The 19,946-nt window shown below is 72.0% G+C and carries 12 protein-coding genes; 6 read left to right on the top strand and 6 right to left on the bottom strand.

Going from position 1 to position 19,946, the window contains the following annotated elements; translation table 11 throughout:
* Positions 1-91: 91 nt before the first annotated feature.
* From IOD16_RS22175 to IOD16_RS22155, 5 genes are all read left to right on the top strand, one after another.
* Positions 92-3,370, top strand: coding sequence for a non-ribosomal peptide synthetase (locus IOD16_RS22175; protein ID WP_201435966.1), 3,279 nt, complete (start codon positions 92-94; stop codon positions 3,368-3,370).
* A gap of 2 nt (positions 3,371-3,372) precedes the next feature.
* Complete coding sequence (locus IOD16_RS22170; RefSeq protein ID WP_201435965.1) at positions 3,373-9,288, top strand: type I polyketide synthase; 5,916 nt, start codon at positions 3,373-3,375, stop codon at positions 9,286-9,288.
* Between the two features lie 27 nt (positions 9,289-9,315).
* Positions 9,316-10,269 carry an ABC transporter ATP-binding protein gene (locus IOD16_RS22165; RefSeq protein WP_201435964.1) on the top strand — a complete coding sequence of 318 codons (954 nt, stop codon included), beginning with the start codon at positions 9,316-9,318 and terminating at the stop codon, positions 10,267-10,269.
* Entirely contained in the window at positions 10,256-10,987 is a 732-nt protein-coding gene (locus IOD16_RS22160; RefSeq protein ID WP_123747183.1) for an ABC transporter permease, read from the top strand. Before IOD16_RS22165 ends, IOD16_RS22160 begins: the two co-directional genes overlap by 14 nt.
* A gap of 127 nt (positions 10,988-11,114) precedes the next feature.
* Complete coding sequence (locus tag IOD16_RS22155; RefSeq protein ID WP_201435963.1) at positions 11,115-11,840, top strand: thioesterase II family protein; 726 nt, start codon at positions 11,115-11,117, stop codon at positions 11,838-11,840.
* Positions 11,841-11,900: 60 nt separating this feature from the next.
* Here IOD16_RS22155 and IOD16_RS22150 read toward each other — a convergent pair whose 3' ends face one another.
* Complete coding sequence (locus IOD16_RS22150; RefSeq protein WP_201435962.1) at positions 11,901-12,845, bottom strand: TetR/AcrR family transcriptional regulator C-terminal domain-containing protein; 945 nt, start codon at positions 12,843-12,845, stop codon at positions 11,901-11,903.
* A gap of 234 nt (positions 12,846-13,079) precedes the next feature.
* On the opposite strand from IOD16_RS22150, the gene IOD16_RS22145 reads away from it, so the two are divergent.
* Positions 13,080-13,766 (top strand): DUF2306 domain-containing protein, encoded by a 687-nt coding sequence (locus IOD16_RS22145; RefSeq protein WP_201441501.1) that lies wholly within the window; start codon positions 13,080-13,082, stop codon positions 13,764-13,766.
* Here IOD16_RS22145 and IOD16_RS22140 read toward each other — a convergent pair.
* The 5 genes from IOD16_RS22140 to IOD16_RS22120 form a co-directional block, all read right to left on the bottom strand.
* The gene (locus tag IOD16_RS22140; RefSeq protein WP_201435961.1) at positions 13,748-15,382 is read right to left on the bottom strand and encodes a serine/threonine-protein kinase; all 1,635 of its coding nucleotides are present in this window, start codon (positions 15,380-15,382) and stop codon (positions 13,748-13,750) included. The genes IOD16_RS22145 and IOD16_RS22140 overlap by 19 nt on opposite strands.
* 117 nt (positions 15,383-15,499) lie before the next feature.
* Entirely contained in the window at positions 15,500-16,831 is a 1,332-nt protein-coding gene (locus IOD16_RS22135; RefSeq protein ID WP_268957637.1) for an LLM class flavin-dependent oxidoreductase, read from the bottom strand.
* A 2-nt stretch (positions 16,832-16,833) separates the two neighbouring features.
* Positions 16,834-18,015 carry an ROK family transcriptional regulator gene (locus IOD16_RS22130; protein ID WP_123747186.1) on the bottom strand — a complete coding sequence of 394 codons (1,182 nt, stop codon included), beginning with the start codon at positions 18,013-18,015 and terminating at the stop codon, positions 16,834-16,836.
* Positions 18,012-18,365 (bottom strand): 4Fe-4S dicluster domain-containing protein, encoded by a 354-nt coding sequence (locus tag IOD16_RS22125; protein ID WP_201435960.1) that lies wholly within the window; start codon positions 18,363-18,365, stop codon positions 18,012-18,014. The genes IOD16_RS22130 and IOD16_RS22125 overlap by 4 nt, the downstream gene beginning before the upstream one ends.
* Complete coding sequence (locus IOD16_RS22120) at positions 18,362-19,933, bottom strand: FAD-dependent oxidoreductase (RefSeq protein WP_123747188.1); 1,572 nt, start codon at positions 19,931-19,933, stop codon at positions 18,362-18,364. Before IOD16_RS22120 ends, IOD16_RS22125 begins: the two co-directional genes overlap by 4 nt.
* Positions 19,934-19,946: the final 13 nt, after the last annotated feature.

Below are 19,946 nucleotides of genomic sequence, written 5' to 3'. Positions count from 1 at the left end.
CCGGCGCCCATGACGACCACCGCACCCCACCACCGGCCGACGGCCACCACGACCCGATCACCGCGTCAGGGCGAAGCAGAGAGCCTGGTTCATGGTTGACAAAGACAACATCGAGTCCATCTCCGGTCTGGCCGCGATGCAGAAGGGCATGCTCTTCAGCCACGCCGTGGACACGGGCTCGGACGCCTACGTGGAGCAGTTCGACTTCGTGATCGCGGGCGAGGTGGACGCCGGGCACATGCGCGCGGCGCTCGCGGGCGTGTCCCGGACCTACAGCGTCCTGCGCACGATCTTCTCCTACCGCAACACCGACGAGCCGTACCAGATCGTGCTGAAGGAGTGGGCGCCGGAGCTCGACGTCCGCGACTACCGCGACCGGCCCGACCTCGACCGCGACGTCGAGGAGTTCAAGGTCGCCGACCGCGCGAAGGGGTTCGACCTCAGCGCGGACGTGCTGCTGCGGGCGACCCTGATCCGGGTCGGCGACCGGCGCCGGCGGCTCGTGGTCACCTTCCACCACATCATCCTGGACGGCTGGTCCCTCGGCCCGCTGTTCGCGACGCTGATGGGGTACTACGAGGAGCTGACCCGCACCGGCTCGTTCCAGCCGCGCGTCGAGGCCCTGCCGTACCGCGACTACATCGCGTGGCACGAGCGGCAGCGCGGCGAGGACGCCCGACGGCACTGGGCGGAGGTGCTGGACGGCTACGAGAACGCGGCCGTCCTGCCCGCCGACCCGCGTCCCGGCGGCTACCGGGGCGCCACGCACCGGTTCACCCTCCCCGCCGGGCTGCACGACGGGCTGACGCGGTTCGCGCAGGAGACCGGGGTGACGCAGAGCGCCGTCTTCCAGGCCGCCTGGGGTGTCGTGCTGCAGAAGTTCAACTACGCCGACGACGTCGTCTTCGGCAGCGTGGTGTCCGGGCGCGGCGCCGAGCTGGGCGGCATCGGGGACGCGGTGGGGCTGTTCGCGAACACCCAGCCGGTCCGCGTGACGGCCGGCCCGGACCAGGACCTCGCCGGCCTGTGCCGCGACGTGCACGAGTCCTACTTGCGCGCCAACGCCTTCGAGAACTTCCCGCTGCACGAGATCCAGGGCCTCACCCCGCTCAAGAACAAGCTCCTCGACCACGTCGTCGCCTTCGAGAACTACCCGCTGTCCGAGCAGCTGCGCGACTTCGGCGGCGAGCAGGGCGAAGGGCTCGCGTTCGAGGGCGTCCAGGTCTTCGAGCGGACGAGCTACGACCTGCACATCGTGGTCAACCCCGGCCGCGACTTCGCGGTCACGTTCGCCTACAACGCGAACCACTACTCGCCGGAGCTGGTGCGCGAGCTGGAGCGCTGCCTGGTGCGCGTCTTCACGGCCGCCGTGGACGACCCGCGCACGCGGATCGCGGACCTCGCGCTCGTGGCGGGCCGCGCGGAGGACGCCCCGGCGCCGCTCCCGGCTCCGTCGGCCATGTTGGACTCGTCCGTGGTGGACGTGTTCGCCGACGTCGTCGCCGCCCACGGCGACAAGACCGCGCTGGTGTGGCGGGGCAACGAGTACAGCTACGCGGAGCTCGACCGCTGGTCCGACTCGGTCGCCTGGGACCTGCACCACCGCGGCGTGGTCCCGGGCACGGCGGTCGGCGTGCTCGCCGACCGGCGCCCGGAGCTGATCGCGGCGATCCTCGGCCTGCTGAAGAACGGCAACTTCTACGTCCCGATCGACACCAAGGACGCCAAGCCGCGGGTCGAGTACGTCGTCGCCGACGCGGGCGTGGAGCACCTGTGCACGGTGCTGGAGCACGCCGAGAAGGCGCCGGCGTCGTCCAGGGTGCTGCTGGTCGCGCGGCCCACCGGGGACGTGCCGCCGTTCCCGCGCCGCCGCAACCTCAACGGCGCCACCGCCTACCTCATGTACACGTCGGGTTCCACCGGCAACCCCAAGGGCTGCCGGATCAGCCACCGCAACGTCCTGCGGCTGTTCGCCGACCAGGAGTTCTTCGACTTCCACGACCGCCAGGTCGTGATGTTCACCGGCTCGCCCGCCTTCGACGCCAGCACGTTCGAGATCTGGGGGACGTTGCTCTTCGGGGCGACCCTGGTGCTGGCCGACGAGCTGGACGTGCTCGACGGAGACCTGATGCGCGACGTGATCAAGCGCAACCAGGTGACGGGCCTGTGGCTGACCTCGCCGCTGTTCAACCAGCTCTCCGCCTACGACCCGGCGATCTTCGACCGGCTCGACCACCTCCTCGTCGGCGGCAGCGCGCTGTCGGTGCGGCACCTGGAGCGGGTCCGCGACGCGTGCCCGGACCTGAGGATCACCAACGGCTACGGGCCCACCGAGAACACGACGTTCTCCACGACGCACGAGATCCGCGCGGAGGACCTGCGCCGCGAGCGGATCCCCATCGGGCGCCCGCTGGCGCACTCCTCGGTCCACGTGCTGGACCGGGGGCTGAACCTCCTGCCGCCCGGCGCGGTCGGCGAGCTGTGCGTGGGCGGCGACGGCGTGTCGACCGGCTACCACAACCGGCCCGACCTCGACCTCACGAGCTTCGTCACGGTGCCCGCGCTGCCCGGCCGTCGGCTCTACCGCACCGGCGACCTGGTCCGCGAGCTGCCCGACGGCACGCTCGACTACCTCGGCCGCGCCGACGACCAGGTCAAGATCAGCGGCTTCCGGGTCGAGCTGGGCGAGGTCGAGAGCGTGCTGAGGTCCGTCGACCGGATCGAGGACGCCGCCGTGATCTGCGTGGAGGTGGACGGGGAGAAGAGCCTGCGGGGCTACTACGTCGCCCGCGAGCCGATCGCGCCGGACGCGGTGCGGCAGGCGATGGCGAAGGTGGTCGCCCCGTACATGGTCCCGGCGGGGCTGGCGCAGCTCGACCGGATCCCGTTGAACAAGAGCGGCAAGGTGGACCGGGCGCGGCTGGCGGCCCTCCGGCCCGAGCCGGAGGCCCGCCGCGCGGCGCCGGACCTCGGGGCGGTGTCCGACGTGGTGCGCCTCCTCGTCGACATCATCGCCGACCTCGTCCCCGCCGAGGCCATCGACGTCAACCGCAACTTCTTCGACCTGGGCATCAACTCGCTCAACCTGCTGACGATCAACAACCGGCTGCGCAAGGCGCTGGACCGCAACGTGCCGCTGGTGCAGCTCTTCCAGCACACCTCCATCGCCTCGCTCGCGGCCTACCTCGACGGCGGCGCCGACGAACCCGGCTCCCGACCCGACGACAGCGGACCCGAGGACGCCTTCGCCGAGGAGGAGCAGGAGCAGGAGCAGGAGGAGGAGCGCGCCTTCACGGCGAGTGCGCTGCTGCGGGAGATCGCGGACGAAATCGCCGAGGAACTCGCCGCCGAGCTTGAAGAGGAGCTCTGACCATGTCGGACAACAAGGCAGCCAAGCGCCGGGAGACCGGGCTGGAGATCGCCGTCATCGGCATGGCCGGCCGGTTCCCGCAGGCCGAGGACGTCGACCGGTTCTGGGCGAACCTGGTCGAGGGCGTCGACGCCATCTCCCGCTTCACCGACGAGGAGCTGCTCGGCGTCGGCGTGGCCGAGGCCGCGCTGGAGGACGAGAACTACGTGCGGGCCAAGGGCGTGTTCCCGAACCTCGAGTACTTCGACGCGGAGTTCTTCAGCTACACCCCCGCCGACGCGACGCTGATCGACCCCCAGGTCCGCGCCCTGCACGAGGAGGTCTTCCACGCGCTGGAGGACGCGGGCTACTCGGCGGAGGGCCGGTCCGAGGCCATCGGCCTCTTCCTCGGCGCGACGAACAACCTCGCGTGGGAGACGCACACCCTGACCAGGCACATCCTGGAGTCGGGGATGACGTTCACCGGCATGCAGCTCAACGACAAGGACTTCGCCGCCACCCGGATCGCCTACGCCCTGGACCTCAAAGGCCCCGCGCTCACCCTGCACACCGCGTGCTCGACGTCGTTGGTCGCCATCGACATGGCGTGCCGCAACCTGTGGACCGGGGCGTGCCAGATCGCGCTGGCGGGCGGCAGCGGGCTGACGCTGCCGCACAAGAACGGGTACCGCTTCCAGGAGAACATGATCCACTCGCCGGACGGCACCTGCCGCCCGTTCGACCGGGCCGCGGGCGGCACCGTCGAGGGCAACGGCGTCGGCGTCGTGGTGCTCAAGCGCCTGGAGACCGCGCTGCGCGACGGCGACCACGTCCACGCGGTGATCAAGGGTTCGGCGGTCAACAACGACGGCAACCGCAAGGTCGGCTACACCGCGCCGAGCATCGAGGGCCAGGCCGAGGTCATCCGCAAGGCCTACCGCGTCGCGAACGTGCCCACCGCCGAGGTGTCCTACGTCGAGACCCACGGCACCGGCACCGCCCTCGGCGACCCGATCGAGGTCGAGGCGCTGCGCAAGGCGTTCGGCGCGGGGGAGCCGGGCTCGACCGGCCTCGGCTCGCTCAAGGCGAGCATCGGCCACCTCGACACCGGCGCGGGCGTCGCCTCCCTGATCAAGGCGTGCAAGATCCTCGAGCACCGGACCGTGCCGCAGAGCCTGCACTTCACCGAGCTCAACCCGAACATCGACCTCGACGGCAGCCCGTTCTACGTCGTGGCGGAGAAGCAGGAGCTGCGGCCGAAGCGGTCGGCGGCCGACGAGGTCCTGCCGCTGCGCGCGGGCGTCAGCTCGTTCGGCATCGGCGGCACCAACGCCCACGTGGTGCTGGAGGAGGCGCCCGGGGCGCGCCCGGCCTCCGCCAAGGGCCGGGCGTACAACACGTTCGTCGTGTCGGGGACGTCCGAGGACGCGGTCCGGCGGATCAAGCAGAACTTCGCGGACCACCTGGCGGCGCACCCGGACGTCGACGGCTCGGACCTGGCGTGGACGCTGCAGAACCGCCAACGCCGCCTGGCCTACCGCTACGCGGTGGAGTTCAAGGACGCCGAGCAGTTGCGTGAGCGGCTCCAGGAGTCCCTGGACGCCGGGGAACCGCCCGCCCGCGTGCACAAGAACGCGCGCGGCGAGGTCTACTTCCTCTTCAGCGGCCTGGGCGCGCAGCACCTGCGGATGGCGCGCGACCTCTACGAGAAGGAACCGACCTTCCGCGCCCACCTGGACGAGTGCTTCACGATCAGCACCGCCCTGGGCAGCGAGGTGCCCCGCGAGGTGTTCTTCGGCGACTCGCCGGAGGCCGAGAAGCAGCTGAACAACATCGGCACCACCCAGGTCCTGCTGTTCATGCTGGAGACCTCGGTGGCGCGGACGCTGATCGGGTGGGGCCTCAAGCCGAAGGGCATGGTCGGGCACAGCACCGGCGAGCTGGCGGCGGCGTGCGTGGCCGGCGTGTTCTCGCTGGAGGACGGCGTCCGCCTGGTCCAGGCGCGGGGCAGCCTGATGGACACCACGGTCGAGGGCGCGCTGACCTCCGTGCGGGCGACCGAGGACGTCGTGCGGTCCATGCTGACCGACGAGCTGGCCATCGCCGCGGTGAACGGCCCGGAGGACTGCACCGTCTCCGGCGCGCCGGCGGCCGTCGCCGAGCTGGAGCGGCAGTGCGCCGAGCGGGACGTCAAGTTCGCGCACATCGAGGCCGACCACGCCTACCACTCGCAGTACATGGACCCGATGCTCGACCGGTTCCGCGAGGTGCTGGACGGGGTGGCCCTGCACCCGCCGAAGATCCCGTACCTGTCGAACGTGACCGGCACGTGGATCACCGCCGCGCAGGCCACCGACCGCGACTACTACTGCTCGCACGCCCGCGAGACGGTCCGCTTCTCCGACGGCGTCAAGGCGATCCTGGAGCGGGGCGGGACGCTGTTCGTCGAGGTGGGGCCGGGCAAGGCGCTGTCGTCGTTCGTGCGCGCCATCGGCCGCGACGCGGACGTCACCACGGTGAACGTGCTGCGCCACCGGATGGAGGAGGTCGGGGACGACGAGCACCTGGCGCGCGCGGTCCGCAAGCTGTGGGAGAACGGCGTCGCGCTGGACTGGAAGGCGTTCCACCGGGGCCGCGAGCCGCGCAAGGTGAAGCTCCCGCTGTACCCGTTCGAGAAGGTCGAGTACCCGGTCGACATCGAGGAGTTCCAGCGGCTGCTGGACGACCCGGCCGACGGCGGCACGCGCGCCGTGACCGTGCGGCCCGCGCGGCAGGCCGCGACGGGGACCGCCGTGACGGCGCCGGCGCCCGCCTCGCAACTGACCTGGTCGCGGTCCGTGCGGCCGTCCTCGACCGGCAAGGAGCAGCCGAAGGTCCTGGTCGTGCTCACCGACGACCGCCGCCGGACCAAGCGCGTGCTGGACGGCGTCGCGCACTGGCGGGCGCTCTACGTCACGTCCGGCCCGGAGTACCGGTTCGACCGGCAGTCCGGCGCGGTGGTCCGCCCCGGCCACGAGGGCGACCTCCGGCGGCTGCTCGACGACCTGGAGCGCCACGCCCTGGCGGGTGACACGCTCGTGGTCGACCGGGGTGACCACGCGTCGGCGGTGGCGACCCTGCGGGGCCTCTGCGCGGCCGTCCCCGACATGCGGGAGCGGTGCGTGACGGACGTCGTGGTGCTGGACACCGGCGACGCCCTGGCCACTCGCGGCGACTTCCTGCCGCTGCTGATCGGCCTCAACCACGAGCACCCGGAGTTCCGGGTCCGGGCCGTCCGGTGCGACTCGTCCATGGCCGACCGCCGCGGCGGGGAGGTGTGGCGCGAGCGCCTGCGCGCGGAGCTGGAGGCGCACCGGCCCGACGACGTCGCGGTCCGCTACGAGCGGGGCCAACGGCTCGTGCCGAGGCTGGTGCCGCTGGACGGCGGCGAGCCGGCGGCCGGTCGGCCGGCGCGGACGGTGGTCCTGAGCCGCCGCCGCGACGTGGAGGACGTGGTGCGGGACCTCGCGGGCGGCCACCCCGCCCGGAGCTTCGAGGTGCTGCCGTTCGACCTGGGCGCGGACGGCCCGGTGACGCGGGTCGGCGCGGTGGACGAGCGGGTCACCGTCCTGCCCGCGGTCACGGGGTCGACCTGGGAGGCGTTGTCCGCCAGGCTCCGGGCCGGTCTGCGCGCCCGGCCCGGGGTCGACGAGATCGTGCTGTGGGACACGCCCGACCGGGAGGGCGGCGACGTCGACCGGAACGGGCTGTCGGCTCTGCTGGCGGAGCTGGGCCGGGAGCGGCGCGTGCCGTGCCACGTGCTGTCGCGGCCGGGACTGGACCGCTTCGGGTGGGACCGCGAGGTCACCACGTGGTTCGCCGGGAACGAGCGCGGCGACTCGGGCGCGGGCCTCACCCGGCTCTACTCGTTCGCGGCGGTGCGGGAAGACGACCGCTCGGTGCTGGACCTGCTGCCCCGCCTGCGCGAAGCGGGGATCGGCACGGCCTACCACGGGCTGGACCTCCTGCGGGCGCAGGCCGCCGCCAAGGTGGTCGACGTCGAGGCCGAACCCGACCGGGGTGACGAGCGGCAGGCGATCGCGGCGGTGATCGAGCGGGAGATCCGGACGCTGCTCGGCTTCAGCGAGGTCGACGAGCGCGCCGACGTCTTCGACATCGGCCTCGACTCGGTGAAGCTCGTGCAGTTCACCAACGCCCTGGAGAAGAACGGCTACAAGGTCCTGGCCAACGAGGTCTACAACCACCCGACGATCGCGGGCCTCGCCGCGTTCGTCGAGCGGACGGCCAGGCGCGGCGGGTCGGAGGACCTGACCTTCGACGGCCTCGCGGCCCTGCTGGCACAACGGCTCGGCACGGCCTGCGCGTTCCGCGAGGTGAAGTCCGGGCGGGACGAGGACACGCTCGTCGTGCTCCAGGTGGCCGGTCTGGACGCCGCGCTCAAGAAGAGGGTCGTCCGGGAGTTCGGCGAGCTCCGGGTGCCCGCCGAGTTCGTGCCCCACTACGTCGTCCCCGGCGGCGGTGAGGAGGAGGTCGGGGCGGTGCTGGACTTCGCCGCGCTGAAGGCGGGCGCGGGCCTGCCGTCCTACGCCGGCGGCTACTCGGAGGTCTTCGACGAGATCGACCGCCGGCAGGAGGAGCTGCGCCGGTCCATCGGCGCCCGGCCGGTGAAGTGGACGTACCCGATCAGCGCGATGCAGAAGCAGCACTTCGCCACCGAGTCGCGCCTGCAGCTCTACCTGATCCAGTTCCACGACCTCGTGGACCTCGACGTCCTCCAGCAGGCGCTGTGCGACGTGATCGGGCGGCACGGGCTGATGCGCAGCTTCCTGAGCAGGTCGTTCGGCCGCTTCCGGTGGAAGGAGTTCGAGGCGCCGGAGACGATCGCCCTGCCGCGGCTGGACCTGTCCGGCCTGGAGCCGCAGGAGCAGGAGGAGCTGCGGGCCGAGCTGGTCAAGCGCGAGTGGAACATGGACTTCAAGGTCGTCGACAAGCCGATGTACCAGGTCGTCCTGATCAAGTACAACGACCGGTCGCACGACCTGCTCTTCCAGTTCGACCACTCGATCTTCGACGCGGCGTCCGGCCAGCTGTTCCGGGGCGACCTGCTCAAGCGCTACGAGGAGCTGACGGCGGGCACGAGCCGGGCGATGCCGATCGCGAAGAGCTACCGGCACCTGCAGGACCAGATCGCCAAGGGCCCGGTCGGCATCACGTCGGACGAGCTGATCGAGAAGTTCGACCTCGTCGAGTACGTCCGGTATGCGAAGATCGTCCAGGAGAAATCCGCCAGGTTCGCGAACAGCCGCATCCGGGACGTCCGCTACTCCGTGGACCTGGACCGGCTCCGGGCCGCCGACGGCACGGAGGTCGACTTGTTCTACCTGGTCGTGCACCTCTACGCCCGCGTCGTCGCCCGGCTGCTCGGCATCGACAAGGTGGCCCTGATCATGCTGTTCCAATCGCGCGTGTTCGAGGACAAGGACTACTCCGAGGTCATGGGCATGGTCCTCGGCAGCCTCCCGGTGCTGGTGCCCGGCGAGCGCGACACGATGCGCGACCTCGACGGGATCATCACCGACAAGGTCCGCATGATGAACAAGAACAACGTCAGCTTCCTGAACCTGGTGCAGAGCGTCCGGTCGATCGTCAAGCACCGGAAAGTCCTCTCGGTGATGGGCAAAACTCTTCGGCCGACGTGCCTGTTGAACTTCGTCGGAAATGTCGAAGACGAGTACGACGCAATTTGGGACATGACGCTCGCGCAGCTGACCGACGACCAGGCCAAACTGGACTACGCGGACTGCTACGGCGTGTCGAAAGTCGGCAACGGGCGGCTTGACCTGCTCGTCCTGAGCAAGTGGGTCGACGACCCGGAAGATCTCGTCCGAATTTTGGATGACGAAGTCGAGTATCTGACCGGGCGTGTCGTCGCCGGGTGATACGTTAATTTTCGGAGGAGGTTGACAATGGCTGTGATCGAGCTGGACCACGTGACGAAATCGTACAAGTCCAGAGGTCGTCGGACCCTGGCGAACGACGACGTGAGCCTGCACGTCGACGAGGGCGAGGTATTCGGGCTGTTCGGCCACAACGGCGCGGGCAAGACGACGATCGTGAACCAACTGCTGGGCCTGCTGAAGCCGGACTCGGGTTCGATCGTCATCGACGGCCAGGACATCGTGAAGAACCGGAACCTGGGGCGCTACCTCTGCTCGGTGCAGCCCCAGTCCAAGACGCCGCTCGGCGAGCTGACCCCCCGGTCGGTCACCCGCGTCATGGGCCAGCTCCGCGGGATCAGCCCCGAGGAGGTGGACCGCCGCACGACGGAGCTGTTCGAGAAGCTCGACATCACGCAGTGGGCGGACGTGCAGGGCACGAAGCTCTCCGGCGGCGTCCTGCGCCTCACCGGGTTCTGCATGGCCGCCGTCGCGCCCGGTCGCGCGGTGATCCTGGACGAGCCGACGAACGACGTCGACCCGGTCCGGCGGCGCTACCTGTGGAGCGCGATCCGCGACCTGGCCAAGGACGGCACGGCCGTCGTGGTGGTGACGCACAGCATCCGGGAGGCCGAGAACACGGTCGACACCATGGCCGTGCTCAACGAGGGCAAGGTGCTCAAGCAGGGCAACGCGCGCCAGATCAGGGGCGAGGCGGCCGGCAACCGGATGAAGCTGGAAGCCGTCGCCAAGGCGACCGAGGACCGGTTCGAGAAGCCCGGCTGGGGCGAGGGCCTGAAGATCTCGGACGGTGAGCTGACCCTCACTTTCGAGCGCGAGCTCGCCTCGGAGGCGCTGAAGTGGGCCGCCGAGCAGCGCGACCGCGGCCTGCTCGCGGAGTACTCCCTCACCGAGATCACCCTCGAAGACATGTACATCGAACTCGTCGGCAGCAGGGGAGCGGTCGAAGGTGCCCAGCGGTAGCAAGCTCAAGTACGTGATCGAACTCCAGGCCCGCAAGCAGGGCAGCTACCTGGTCGTCTTCTCGATCATCATGATCGTGATCGCCCTCGGCGTGGCGATCGGCTTCTCGTACCTGATGTCGTCGCCGGAGGGCGGCGGCATGCTGTACCTCGCGACCGGCGCGCCGACGATCGTGCTGATCATGACGGCGCTGGTGACCGTGCCGATGCAGAACGCGGGCGCGAAGATGACCGGCTACCTCGACTTCGTGAAGTCGCTGCCGGTGAGCCGCAAGCTGTTCCTGATCGCCGACGTCGGCATCTGGGCCATGGTCACCGTGCCGGCCATCGCCATCTCGGTCTTCGTCGCGAACCTGATCTTCGAGCCGGGCTACGCGATCTCGTGGACGATCATCCCCGCGTTCGTGCTCATGGTGCTGTCCTGCTTCGCCATCGGGTACGGCTACTCGTTCGTCATGCCGGCGGAGCCCGCGATGGCGCTGTCGCAGCTGATCGCGTTCATCTCGCTGATGTTCTCGCCGATCAACTTCCCGATCGAGCGGCTGCCCGGCTGGGTCCAGGCGGTGCACGAGGTGCTGCCGATCTACCACATGGCCGAGGTCATGAGGGCGTCGCTGGCGCACACGACGTTCGAGGCGCAGCCGATCAGCTACATCGTGCTCGCCGCGTGGACCGTGGTCGGCTTCTTCGGCGCCGTGCGGTTCCTGGAACGGGCGTGAGGCGGCGCCCGGACCGGGTGTCGCGCGGCGGCACGGCCACCCGGAGCGGCGGACGTGGCCGTGCCGTTGTCCCGGCGACCCGGGTGACCGGGTCGACCGCCGGTCGGCTGGACAGGAAGGGGCGCTGGTGAGCGTCGTGGACAAGCTCCCGCTCGTGTGCTTCCCGCACGCGGGCGCGGGGATGCTGTACTACAGCAAGTGGAAGTTCGCGTTCGGTGACGGCATCGACGTCCGGATCGCCCGGTACCCGCTGCGCGAGCAGCGGACGACCACGCCGATGCCGGCGTCGCTGCCCCTGCTCGCCAGGGACATCTTCACCGAGCTGGTCGACTCCTTCCGGGGGACGTACGCCATCTGGGGACACAGCATGGGCAGCGTCATCGGCTACGAGGTCGCCAAGCTCTGCCAGGAACGCCTGGGCAACCCGCCGCTGGTGTTCTTCAGCTCCGGGTCGGCCGCGCCCTCCGACAGCCGGTTCAAGGCGGTGTCCGAGCTGGACACCCCCGAAGGCCTCAAGCAGGTGCTGCGCGACTACGGCGGGCTCAGCGAGGAGAACCTCGCCGACCGGGACTTCATGAGCTACTTCGCCCCGATCATCGCGGCGGACCTGAGGTTGCTGGGCGGCTACGAGGAGTCGGCGTTCGAGCAGCTGCGGTGCCCGGTCGTGCTGATGCAGGGCCGGGACGACCGGGTCGTAACGGACGGGTGGCAGCGCTACACCGAGCACCGCGTGGAGAGCACCGAGTTCGACGGCGGGCACTTCTTCGTCGAGGAGCGCCGGCCGGAGATGGCCGCGCTCATGGAGTCGAAGATCCAGCTGCTGTGGCAGCGGAAAGCAACCTCGGCCAGGTGACGTCGCCCTGCCGCCCGCGCGCCTCGCGTCGACGGGCGGCAGTGGTCGCGTCACCCGCGCTCAGGCCCGACCTCCCACCAGGGCGGCGAACCCGTCGAGGTGGCGGGCCAGGCCGTACTCGAAGAGCTCGTCCAGGTCCGACGTCACGTCCGGCGGGATCGTGGCCAGCAGGGGGAAGCGCCCGCCGGCGAGGAGCTCGTCGGCCCGCGCCCGCCGCGCCAGCCACCACCGGTCCAGCGGCACGCCGGTCTCCTGCTCGGCCTCGACCTCGTCCGCCAGGGGCAGGGCCGCGGTGATGACCAGCGCGTGCAGCGTGAGCGCTTCGCGAACCCTCGTCGCCATGGGCAGGCCGAGCCCGTCGAGCGCGCGCAGCACCCACTCCGTCTGGGCCATCATGTTGGGCACCAGCAGCGGGCGGGTGAACGAGACGGCCCTGGGCAGCCAGAGGTGGCGTCGGCACAGCCGCCACTGGCGGCGGGCGATCAGCTCCAGCCCGGCCCGCCACCCCGGCGGTCCCGGCGTCGGCAGGTCCAGCTCGCCGAAGACCTCGTCGGCCATCCGCGCCACCAGTTCGTCCTTGTTCTCGACGTGCCGGTACAGCGACATCGGGCCGACGCCGAGCTCGACCGCGAGTCGCCGCATCGACACCGCGTCGAGCCCTTCGGCGTCGGCGATCGCGATGGCGGCGCGCAGGACGTGCCCGCGGGCCGGCGCCTGCTTGGCGACGCCTCCGGGTCGCGGTGGCGTGACCCGGCCGGCCGTCGGCTCCGGGTCGCGGCGGGCGCCGATCACCGTGCCGGAACCGACCTTCGTCTCGACCAGCCCCTCGTCGCGGAGGGTCGCCACGACCCTCGTCGCGGTCGCGACCGCGACGCCCCACCGCTGGGCGATCTGCCGGGTGGAGAGCATCCGGTCACCGGGCCGCAGGTCTCCGGTCAGGATGCGGGCGCGGAGTTCCGCGACGATCCGCCGGTAGGGCGGGTCCGGTCGCTGTGCTGACGACATGCCGGAATCGTACTAGTCCAGTTCGTCGCCCGTACTAGTGCACTTCATGCCGCTGAGCAGCGATTTTGGCTGCACGGGGTCGATACGGTGTGCGCACCTCGCCGATACGGCGTACGCATCCCGTCCGATCGAGCATGAACGGAAACCGCCATGACCCCGACCGCGAACGTGCCGCGCACGGCTCCGCCCCGCCGCGCGCGGACCTGGTGGCGTCGCCCCTGGATCGCCCCGCTGATGACGGTGGCGGCGTTGTTCCTCGCCTTCTCCGTGCCGCCCTACCTGACCTTCGACCCGGCTCGGTCCCGCCTGGAGCCGCCGGAGGGCGACGACCTGTACTACCCGCTGCTCGTCGCGCACGTCTTGTTCGGCGCCGTCGCCATGGTGACCGCCTGCTTCCAGGTCTGGCCCTCGTTCCGCGCGAGCCACCCGCGCGGGCACCGGCTCACCGGCCGGGTCTACGTCTTCGCCGGCGCGCTGCCCGCCGGCGTGCTCGGGCTCTACATCGGCTGGCACACCGCGGGAGGCCCTTCGGTGCGCGTGGCCAACCTCGTGGGCTCCGCGCTGTGGCTGGCGGTCACGGTCGCGGGTCTGCGCATGGCCCGCCAACGCCGCTTCGGCGACCACCGCCGGTGGATGTCGCGCAGCTTCGCGCTCAGCATGTCGATCGTGCTGAGCCGGGTCGTGACCATCGTCGCCACGATCGTGCTCACGCCCCAGCTGGACACCACTTTCCAGGGCAGCCCGGAACTGCTCCGGCACAGCTCCGCGAGCATCGGGGTCTGGCTCAGCCCCTTGCTCCTGCTGCTGGTCACCGACTGGGTGCTGGAACGCCGCAAGCCCGGCGCCGCGGCCCGTCGGCGTCACGACCGGGACGGCGACCGGCCGGTCGCCGTCCCGAGCGGTCACTTGCCGCGCGGATAGGTCTTCTGGACCTCGCCCTTCAGGTTCGCCTCCAGGAACGCGGCGCCGTAACCGTCGATCACGTACACCCGGAACGACGGGGTCTTGTCGATGATGTCGGTGTCGATGATCAGGTACCGCATGGTGGGTTGCGGGACGCCCAGCTCCGTGTTCGCCTGGTCGAAGAGCGCGGGCAGGGCGTCCCAGTTGACCTCGTTCAGGTCGATCACCGCCCGGTCGGCGTCCACCCCGTCCGGGCCTTTCCTGGTCGCCTTGCCGCCCCGGTACTCGAAGTCGTCGAAGCCGTGCGCGACCGCCGCGGTCGGGGCGACGGCCGTCGCGTGGTCCGACCACAGCGTCATCTCGGACACCGCGGTGCCGCCCATCGCCTCGCGGAGCGCGGCGACCGCCTCGCGCGCGCCGGCGGGCGTGAGCAGGTCGCTCTTCGCCGCGGTGGCCGCGGTGGTCGTCCGGCCGGCGGGCAGGTCGGTGAGCATCGGCGTGGTCGCCGAGCCGCCGGGGGAGGCCGTCCAGTCGTACACGCCCGTCAGGCGGGCCACCAGCAGCGTGACCGCGACGACCATCGCGACCCCCACGAGGGAGCCCACCACGGCGCCCGCCCGCTTGCGCGGCTTCGGGAGCGGGGTGGGGTAGGACTGCGGGTAACCGTGCGGAGGCGGCCCGCCGACCGGCGCCGGCGTCTGCCAGTGGGGGTACTGCGGTGAGGGCTGCGGACCGCTCGGCGGCCCCTGGACGGCGAACCCCGCCGGGGTGGGGGGTCCCAGGAGCGGAACCGGGTCGCGCTCGGCCGCGGCGAACATCTGGTCCAGCACCTCGCCGCTGGGCCGCTCGGCCGGCTCGTTGCGCAGCGCGGCGTTGAGCGCGGGTGCGAGGGCGCCCGCGCGTCGTGGCGGCGGGACCGGCTCGGTCATCACGGCGGCGAGCGTCGCCATCGTGGACGCGCGGCGCATCGGGTGGTAGCCCTCGACGGCCACGTACAGCAGCATGGCGAGCGACCAGAAGTCCGACGCGGCGTGCGTCTCGTCGCCGCGCAGCCGCTCCGGCGCGATGTACTCCGGTGACCCGATGACGTCGCCGGTCGCGGTGAGCTGGGTGGAGCCCTGCAGGGCGGCGATGCCGAAGTCGGTGAGCACGGCGCTGCCGTCCGTCCGCAGCAACACGTTGCCGGGCTTGACGTCGCGGTGCATCACGCCCGCCGAGTGGGCCGAGCGCAGCGCCGCGAGCACGTCCCGCCCGATGCCCGCCGCCTCGGCCGGGGTGAGCACGCCGTCGTTCAGCCGCGCGTCCAGCGACGTGCCGCGGACCAGCTCCATGACGATCCACGGGTACGGCGAGTCGGCGGACTCGATGATCTGGTAGATCGACACGACGTTCGGGTGCTGCAACCGGGCGAGCGCGCGGGACTCGCGCAGCACGCGCTCCCGCAGCTGGGCGGCCATCGCGGAGTTGCCGTCGATCTGGTCGGCGTCGGCCGGGCGGACCTCCTTGATGGCCACCTCGCGGTGCAGCCCCAGGTCGAGGGCGCGCCAGACCGTCCCCATCCCGCCGCTGCCCAGCCTCTCCAGCAGCTCGAACCGGCCGTCGAGGATCCGCCCGGTGTGCTCTCGCTCAGACACGGCGACACGCTAGCAACCGCCCGCGGCGCACCGGAGCGGCGGCGGCACTTCCGGATCCCCCCGCCGCACCGGACGACTGCACCCGCCCGGTGCGGCGGAGGGAGGTCGGGGGGCCGTTCAGATCAACGAAGCCGCGGCGTACCGGCTGACCGGGCGCGGCAGGCCGTAGTGCTCGCGCAGCGTGCGGCCGGTGTACTCGGTGCGGAACAGGCCCCGGGCCCGCAGCAGCGGCACGACGTGGTCGACGAAGTCCTCCAGCCCCGAGGGCAGCAGGGGCGCCATCACGTTGAAGCCGTCCGCCGCGCCCGTGGTGAACCACAGCTCGACGTGGTCGGCGATCTGCTCGGGCGTGCCGGCGACGACCTGGTGCCCGCGCCCGCCGCCGAGCCGGCCGAGCAACTGGCGCAGCGTCAGCCGCTCCCGCCGCGCCAGGTCGCGCACCAGCTCGAACCGGCTCTTCGCGCCGTTGACCTGGCTGACCGGCGGGAACTCCGGCAACCGCTCGTCGAGCGGGTGGTCGGTCAAGTCGACGCCGATCAGCTCGGTCAGCTGCCGCACCGCCCGCACCGGGATGATCAGCCCGTCGAGCTCCTCGGCCAGCGCCCGCGCCTCGGCCTCCGTGCCGCCGAGCACCGGGACGATGCCGGGCAGCACCTTCACGTCGTCGGCGTCACGCCCCCGCGCCGTGACGCGGCGCTTGAGGTCGGCGTAGAACGCGGTCGCGTCGCCGTGCGCCTGGTGCGCGGTGAACACCGCCTCCGCCCACGCCGACGCGAACTCCTTGCCGTCCTCGCTCGACCCGGCCTGCACCAGCAGCGGGCGCCCCTGCGGCGCGCGCACCGCGTTCAGCGGTCCGCGCACCGAGAAGAACCGGCCCTTGTGGTTGATCTCGTGCACCTTGGCGTCGTCGGCGAACACCCCGGACTCCCGGTCCACGACCAGCGCGTCGTCCTCCCACGAGTCCCACAGCGCGGTGGTCACGTCGAGGAACTCGTCGGCCCGCTGGTAGCGCTCGGCGTGGTCGAAGTTGACCTCGCGGTTGAAGTTCTGCGCCGACCGGTCGCCCGCCGTGGTGACGATGTTCCACCCGGCCCGCCCGCCGCTGATGTGGTCGAGCGAGGAGAACAGCCGTGCCAGGTTGTACGGCTCGCTGAACCCGGTCGACGCGGTCGCGATCAGCCCGATGCGCTCGGTGGCCTGCGAGATTGCGGTCAGCAGCGTGATCGGCTCGAACCGGTTGGCGGCCGTGTGCCGCACGTCGCCCCAGATCTGCACGCCGTCGGCCAGGAACACCGAGTCGAACGTCCCGCGCTCGGCGATCCGCGCCAGGTGCTGGAAGTGCGCCACCTCGTCGAGGGCGCGCGGGTCGGCGCGCGGGTGCCGCCAGGCGGCTTCGTGGTGGCCGACGCCCATCAGGAACGCGTTGAGGTGGAGCTCTCGTGCGGACAACTTCAGACTCCCAGTCGGATCGGGTTGCGGATGTCGAGCGGGTCGGCGTAGATCGCGTCCAGCTGCACGGCCCCGGCCGCCACGCCGAGGACGTCCGGGCCGAAGCTGCTCGGCAGCACCGTCGAGGGCGACGGGCACGCGCGCGAGGTCGCGGCCACCTCGGCGCGCAACGCGTCCGCGCACTCGGGCAGCCGGATGACGCCCAGCTCGGTGACCACGACGACGTCGGGGTTGACGATGTCGAACAGCAGCGCCGCGGCGCGGGCGACGATCCTGGCGCGGTCGACGAGCAGCGCGGTGGCCCTCGCGTCCCCGGCCGCGGCGGCGTCGACCAGGTCCGCGATCGACGGCCGGGGGATCACACCCGCCCGGTGGGCGCGCCACGCCCAGGCGCGGTCGGACACGGTGGCTTCCAGGCACCCCTTGCGGCCGCACGGGCAGTCGATCACCGGGTCGCCGAGCGCCAGGTGCGCGACACCTCCCGCCGCCGACCGCGTGCCCCGGTGAGGGCCGCCGCCGGTGATGATCGCCGCGTCCACCACGTTGCCGACGAACAGGTGCACCAGCGACCGGTGGTGTCCCGCGGCGCCGAACAGCTGCTCCGCCCGCGCCAACGCCCGCGCGTGGCTGTCCACCAGCACCGGCAGGCCGGTCCGCGCCGCGAGCAGGTCGCGCACGGGCACGTCCCGCCAGCCCAGCGACGCGTGCTCGACCAGCACGCCCGCCTCGGTGTCGACCCAGCCGCCGACGGCCACGCCCAGGCCGAGCGGCACGTGCCCCGGCAGGTGCTCGGCGTGCAGCCGCACCAGGCGGTCGGCGGCGGTCGCCAGCACCTCCCGGTGGTCGTCCGGGTCGCGGTGCGGCACCCGCAGCCTGGCCCGGACGCGGCCGCGCAGGTCCAGCAACGCCAGCGTGCAGTGGTCGTGGGCGACGTGGATCCCGGCCACCAGGTGCCGGCGGGTCTCCACGTCGACGGGGGAGTGCGGACGGCCCATGCCCCGGTACGGCAGCGACCCGGCCGCCTCGGTGAGCAGGCCGAGACCGGCCAGCGCCGCGCAGTTGCGCGTCACCGCCGCCGGGCTCAGACCGGTCAGCCGGGCGATGGTGGTGCGCGCGACCGGTCCGTGCCGCAGCACGGCGCCCAACACCGCCGCCGCCCCGGTGCCGCGCCTCGCGGGGTTCACGAGATCAGCGGCGGGCCGGACGGGGACAGCGCGGGGCCCACCGCCTTCGCCGCGCCCGGTGTGCGCCCGCGGCCCCACCCGATGTCGCGCCGGTAGCTGCCGAGCAGTCCCGTCCGCCGCAGGTGCTCCTCGTCGTGGGCGGACGACCCGGCCGGCAGCGGGTGGGTCTGCGGCGCCACGAACAACGCGTCGGTCGGGCAGTTCGCCTCGCACTGGAAGCAGGTCTGGCAGTCCTGCTGCCTGCTGATCACCGGCACTCCGTCCGCGCCGCGGTCGAACACGTTGGTGGGGCACACGGCGACGCACTTGTCGCAGGTGACGCACCGCGCGGCCGACACCAGTTCGATCACGCCGCCACCTCCTGCGGTCGGGCCCACGCCGCGTCCAGGCCACCGGAGGTGACCCGGAAGTGCTGGGCGGGGTCGAGTTCGGGGAAGTCGAGCCGCTTGGCCATGCCCCGGCTCTCGCTGCGGACCAGCGCCGAGGTGTACATCCACCGGGCGTGCGCGACCATCGCCGCGGCCTGGCGCGCCCGCACCACGTCGCGGCCCTCGGCGCGCAGGCCGGAGCGCACCGCCGACCACGTGCCGTCGAGCTGCCCCAGCGCAGTGCGCAGCACGTCACCGTGCCTCAGGTAGTTCTTGTCGTACGGCAGCACTTCGGCCTGCACGGCGCGCACGACCTCCGCCGCCGACAGCGATGTCGCCGGGCCGGTCGGGCGCAGTCCCGCGCCACCGGCGGCGCGGACCGGGCGCTGCCGCGCGGACGGCCCGAGCGCGCGGGCGAACCGGGCCGCCGCCCGTCCCGACCACGACCCGGACGAGATCGCCCACGCCGCGTTGTGGCTGCCGCCGCCGGTGAACCCGCCGCAGATCAGCTCCCTGGTCGCCGCGTCGCCGGCCGCGTACAGGCCGGGCACGGTGGTCGCGCAACCGTCGTCGACGATCCGGATGCCGCCGGTGCCGCGCACCGTGCCCTCGGCCAGCAGGGTCACCGGGAACGGCTGGGTGAACGGGTCGACGCCCAGCCGGTCGAAGGTCAGGAAGAAGTTCGGCTGGGCCAGCCGCATCGCCCCGCGGGCCGCCTCGTCGGCGCGGTCCAGCTTGCCGAACACCTTCTCCCCGGTCAGCAGCGTCCTCGCGATCACCGACCGGCCCCGTTGGCTGCCCGCGCCGTCGAGCACCGAGCCGTCCGCCCGGTAGAACGTGGCGTAGTTGTAGAACGCGGTCTTGGTGACCGACGTGTGCTCGGGCGCGATGCCGTAGGCGTTGGAGAACTCCATGCCGGACAGCTCCGCGCCGACCTCGGCGGCGAACAGCGCGCCGTCACCGGTGTTCACGTCGCAGCCCAGCGCCTTGCTCAGGAACGCGCAGCCACCGGTCGCCAGCACCACCGCGCCGGCCCGCACCCGGAACGGCCGGTCGGCCTGCCGCTGGTGGCCCGCCGCGCCCGCCACCGCGCCGTCGTCCGCGGTGAGCAGTTCGGTGACGGGGCTGTGGTCGAGGACCCGCACCCCGGCCCGGCGCACCCGCACCCGCTGCCGCCGCATGTACTCCGGCCCTTGGAGGCCGTTGCGCAGCGGGCGGCCGTCCGGACCCGTCGGGAACGGGTAGCGGGCCACCTCCGCCAGCTCGTTGATCCGGTCGTAGGTCTCGTCGAGCACCCTGGCCATCCAGCGCCGGTCCGCCAGGTGCCCGCCGAGCGCTTCCCGACTGGCCATGGCCCGCTCCCGCGCCTCGGGCTCCGGCGGCACGTACCACACGCCGGTGCCGCCGGACGCCGTCGCGCCGCTGGTGCCGCAGTAGCCCTTGTCGGCCAGCACCACCGCGGCGCCGTCCTCGGCGGCCTTGAGCGCCGCCCACGTCGCGGCGGGCCCACCGCCGACGACCAGCACGTCCGCGTCGAGTTCGAGCGTCATGCGCGTGCTCCTT

It is taken from the genome of Saccharothrix sp. 6-C, from assembly GCF_016695385.1.
Taxonomy (GTDB): domain Bacteria; phylum Actinomycetota; class Actinomycetes; order Mycobacteriales; family Pseudonocardiaceae; genus Actinosynnema; species Actinosynnema texasense.
Note: the sequence above shows the minus strand (reverse complement) of the source record. Positions and strands in the feature narration are given on the sequence as shown.

Bases quoted from the DNA above. Each gene is read 5' to 3' on its own strand.
- IOD16_RS22145 (WP_201441501.1), top strand. From the start codon at position 13,080: ATGACGGTGGCGGCGTTGTTCCTCGCCTTCTCCGTGCCGCCCTACCTG.
- IOD16_RS22120 (WP_123747188.1), bottom strand. From the start codon at position 19,933: ATGACGCTCGAACTCGACGCGGACGTGCTGGTCGTCGGCGGTGGGCCC.
- IOD16_RS22150 (WP_201435962.1), bottom strand. From the start codon at position 12,845: ATGTCGTCAGCACAGCGACCGGACCCGCCCTACCGGCGGATCGTCGCG.
- IOD16_RS22165 (WP_201435964.1), top strand. From the start codon at position 9,316: ATGGCTGTGATCGAGCTGGACCACGTGACGAAATCGTACAAGTCCAGA.
- IOD16_RS22170 (WP_201435965.1), top strand. From the start codon at position 3,373: ATGTCGGACAACAAGGCAGCCAAGCGCCGGGAGACCGGGCTGGAGATC.
- IOD16_RS22175 (WP_201435966.1), top strand. From the start codon at position 92: ATGGTTGACAAAGACAACATCGAGTCCATCTCCGGTCTGGCCGCGATG.